The sequence below is a fragment of the Desulfovibrio sp. ZJ369 genome (assembly GCF_011039085.1).
GTDB lineage: Bacteria > Desulfobacterota > Desulfovibrionia > Desulfovibrionales > Desulfovibrionaceae > Desulfovibrio.
In genome coordinates, this window is record NZ_JAAKEI010000081.1 from 1 (window position 1) to 3800 (window position 3800).

Consider the following 3800-nt stretch of genomic DNA (forward strand, 5'->3'; position numbering starts at 1 on the left):
GATTGCAGGGAAAAGGAGCCCGCCGCCCCGGTGCGCTTTGGCATGGAAAACTGGGACGTGGATCGCTACCGCATCCTCCACACCGAGGAGAAGATGCTCCTCCAGCCCGGCGCGCGCAGAACGCAGGAGACGCCCACCGACATCAGCTATATCAAGGAGCAGCGCACGTGGAGCGCCTATACGCTCGTGGCCGAGATTGCCCGCTATCTATGCGCCTCGCCGCTGAAAATCGAAGGGCTGCTGCGGCAGAGCGAAGAGGGGCTGGACGCCTTGGTCGCCAGGGTCAACGAGTTCAACGAGCTGCTCTACGACGAGATCATCCCCCGGCTGTTTGACGCGCTCTACGAGGTCACGAATTACGACAAGCAGGAGCATGTGGAAGTTGAGCTTGTCCACGACCCGGCGGGCGGCTTCTTTGAGATCCACGGCGACCCGCAAAAAACGCAGCTTTTCAAGGAGTGGCAGGCCGATGCCAGGAAAAACGCGCTGGCCGGAAAGAGCTTTCACCTTGATACCTACTGCTTCGACTCCCTGCCGGAGCAGGATTTCTTCCTGAACGTCATCCGCCAGGACGACATCAGGGAGGTCTATTTCACGGGTATGCTCACCCACGGCCAGACTGATTTCCACCTCAACTACATCGACCCGGATACGCATGGCGTGCGGAACTACTACCCGGATTTCCTCATCCTGACCAAAGGCGGCGAGTGGCTGGTGGTGGAGGTCAAGGCAAAAAACATGATGGACGACCGGGACGTGCTGGCCAAACAGGCTTTTGCGGAAACCATGCTCAAGGCCAGCCGGATAAAATACCACATGATCCCGCATACCGAGGCAGCGAGGTGGGAAGAAAGCACATCAAGGCTCTCTTTGATTTGATAGCTCATAGGCGATATGACGAAAATACATAACCCATAAATCCTCAAAAAAAAGTTTTTTGAAACGTACATCAAAATATTTATTTATAATTTCATAATCTTCATATTGCTCAGGCTGTATAGCATAACAAAGATATTTTCCTAAAAGACCACAAAACCAGTCGGCACATTGAATATTTTGATAGAGATGACTTTCTAGAGCAGCTTCAGGCCAGACACATCCAGCGTGAACTCCAGTTGCCGGTCGGGATCGGCGTCTGAGGTGGCCACCAGATGCAGCTTCTGGACGGCCATCCCTTCCTCAAGCGCCTGAGCCACGGCGTTCAGGCTGTTCTGCACGGCCACGGCGGACTTTTCCTCTGCCTGTTCGGAAGCGGCCAGGCTGGCGGAACCCATCGGGTGCAGGGTGTAGCCTTCGCAGGGGTAGCCTTCCCCGCGCAGGATGGCGGCAAAGAGTTTCGACATGTCTCCCGCAGGCGTGATGGGCGTGGCGTCAATGCCGAACGTGGTCTTGAACAGGTCAAGCACCGGCTGCACAGCCTTGGCCGAAGTCGCGCCTACAAGCAGGCGTCCTTTTTCCGCATCCCACAGGCAGTCAATCACGGATGGCACAAATTCCGCCCTGGCTCCGCACATGTGCAACCTGACGCCGTATATACGTCTGCATCCGAACGACTTCTTTCAGGTTTTTCTTGACCCCTGGGCTGGGCCATATACGTCGGCTGGCCCTCGGAGACAATGCCGGACGAATGAACAGGCATCCGCACAAAAACGGGGACGCATGATGCGGACATCGGGATCGTTGCAGGTGCGTATCTGGCGGGAAACTGGATCGCATCCGACGCGTCGCGGATAGGTATGCCAGCGACATCGGGCAAATATCCCGCTCACGGGAAAGCGGTATGCGGCGAAAGTCTGAGTGCTATAAGGTAGCCGTCTGATCTGCATTTGGCACACAGCATGATCGGCATGGCGCGCGTGGCGGCGTGGACATCTGGACGTTTGTCCGGCGGTGACAGCGCATGTATGGGGAGAACACTACGGAGTATGAGCCGGGACGGGATTGTGTGTATCGCGCCCACCGCGTGTCGGTATGGAGATAAAACATGAGAAACGAGAATCGCTTTGGGGGGTCGCTGTCTTTGCGTCTCTGGGTTGCGAGCCTCCTGTGTACATGGTGAGAAAGTGCAATCTTCGTGGAATATGTGAGATTGCCATTTCCCACAGGGATGGATTATTCGTCGCAAAGAGAGCAACGTCAACATGTCCAGCGTGCCCGAATGCGTGTCCTGGCCTGAGCTTCGGAGACCAGGCAAGGTGCTCTGCAAAAAATGACTCAGGCGCTGGAAGTCGGTCCAGAAGGTATGGCAAGTGTTGGGAAATGAAAATGCCAAGAGGCGACCCGCCCGGCATGGGAAGGTTGGCTGATGAAGGGCGATAGAGTCCTCTGAAAGCCAGAAAGAATGTTGGTAGTATAGTTGGTAGAAAAATATGTAAAATATTTTTCTACCAACTATTCCAGAGTGTTATAGGAATAACGCAGCTTCACTTTGAAATTATTCAATTTCAAAAGCGGCGCTGCCATCATTTCGCCTGAAAAGCGTGGTTTTCAGGCTCATTCGGCGCGGGCGTCCGCTCCGCGGCCGCCAGAGCGGTTGCCGTTTTCAACAGCAAACCGCTCTAACTGACGTTGCCGTTGGCCACATCGTCGAGCCGTTCTTCCATGTGGCTGGTAAAATCCAAGTCCAGAAAGCCGAATGCGCCCGCCAGAGCGTCCACCAGCTTTTCCCCGCGCGGCGTGGGCACGAGGAAAGCTTTTTCCTCCTTCACATAGGCGCGCGCGGCAATGTTCTCCATGATGGCGGCATAGGTGGCCGGACGGCCGATGCCGCGCTTTTCCATCTCACGGATCAGCGAGGCCTCGGAAAAACGGGGGGCGGGCTTTGTTTTTTTTCATCTTCACTGCGCCCTGGACAGCCGTAGCCTGGCATCCGGCCTTGAGGTCCGGCACGGCGTTGTCGGGCTCCGCCTTTTCCGCGTCGGCCAGGGAAGCGTCCGCAGCCATGACCACTTTCCAGCCCTGTTCTCTGAGCGTCCGGCCTTTGGCCTCAAACACGGCCTTTTTGCCGTCCACGTCGCCGGCAAGCCGGGCCACGCGCACGTCAAAAACGGCATCCGCGAGCTGGCTGGCCAGAGTCCGGATACGTATCAGGACATACAAGGCTTTTTCCTGGGGAGTATCCCCGGCGCTTTCGACCTCGACGTGCGTTGGCCGGATAGCTTCATGCGCTTCCTGGGCTCCGGCCTTGCTTTTCCACGTCCGGGGTTTCTCCGGCAACGGCCAGCCTTTGGAGTCAGCGTAGGCTCGGATTTCAGCAATGGCCGTCTCACTCAGGTTCGGGGAATCCGTCCGCATATAGGTGAGATGTCCGGCCTCATAGAGCTTTTGCGCAGCGGAGCGTGAAATCCGGCGGCTCCAGGCCATAGCCCTGATTCGGCAGGTCGCGGACATGGCCGCAACTGGCGGCGACGCGCCATTCCGCGCCCAGGATGCCTTGCAGCTTTTTGATCTTGCCGGGGCTTTCCACAATCAGCAGTTTCATCGGCACAGCTCCTTGCCATGATCCCTGGCGCAATCCCTGCCGACCTGGCGCTGGACGGCCTCAAGGCCGCGCGCCTGGTGCAGATCATTGAAGTCGGTCAGGCCCTGGGCCTTTTCCCTGTCGGTGAACGTGGGCGCCCTGACCGTGCCGTTGACTTTCCGAGCCGCCAGTCTGGCTTTCTCCACTCCCACATTGTAAGGCTCGCCGTGCCGTCGCATGGCGTGGTCATTGTCGGCGCAGATGGTGATGGCGGCCTTGGGATATTTGGCGCGGATGGCTTCCGCCACAGGGAGCAGATTGCCGGAGTCAAAGGCGATTG

Annotated in this window: 4 protein-coding genes and 2 pseudogenes; 1 reads left to right on the forward strand and 5 read right to left on the reverse strand. The window is 57.4% G+C overall.

What is annotated here, in order from left to right:
* Positions 1-879, forward strand: a pseudogene (locus tag G7Y51_RS13210) (type III restriction endonuclease); the annotation flags it as partial.
* 194 nt (positions 880-1073) lie between these two features.
* On the opposite strand, the gene G7Y51_RS13215 reads toward G7Y51_RS13210, so the two are convergent.
* From G7Y51_RS13215 to G7Y51_RS13230, 5 genes and pseudogenes are all read right to left on the reverse strand, one after another.
* Positions 1074-1490, reverse strand: coding sequence for a hypothetical protein (locus G7Y51_RS13215; RefSeq protein WP_165178207.1), 417 nt, complete (start codon positions 1488-1490; stop codon positions 1074-1076).
* 1068 nt (positions 1491-2558) lie between these two features.
* Positions 2559-2780 (reverse strand): DNA topoisomerase, encoded by a 222-nt coding sequence (locus G7Y51_RS13830; protein WP_241160261.1) that lies wholly within the window; start codon positions 2778-2780, stop codon positions 2559-2561.
* Position 2781: 1 nt separating this feature from the next.
* Positions 2782-3294 carry a DNA topoisomerase gene (locus tag G7Y51_RS13835; protein WP_241160262.1) on the reverse strand — a complete coding sequence of 171 codons (513 nt, stop codon included), beginning with the start codon at positions 3292-3294 and terminating at the stop codon, positions 2782-2784.
* A 19-nt stretch (positions 3295-3313) separates the two neighbouring features.
* Entirely contained in the window at positions 3314-3481 is a 168-nt protein-coding gene (locus tag G7Y51_RS13225; protein WP_165178209.1) for a toprim domain-containing protein, read from the reverse strand.
* A pseudogene (locus tag G7Y51_RS13230) lies at positions 3478-3800 on the reverse strand (hypothetical protein); the annotation flags it as partial. The gene G7Y51_RS13225 and the pseudogene G7Y51_RS13230, both read right to left, overlap by 4 nt.

Excerpts from the sequence above, each read along its gene's own strand:
- G7Y51_RS13835 (WP_241160262.1), bottom strand. The coding sequence starts at position 3,294 with ATGCGGACGGATTCCCCGAACCTGAGTGAGACGGCCATTGCTGAAATC.
- G7Y51_RS13830 (WP_241160261.1), bottom strand. The coding sequence starts at position 2,780 with ATGGAAAAGCGCGGCATCGGCCGTCCGGCCACCTATGCCGCCATCATG.
- G7Y51_RS13225 (WP_165178209.1), bottom strand. The coding sequence starts at position 3,481 with ATGAAACTGCTGATTGTGGAAAGCCCCGGCAAGATCAAAAAGCTGCAA.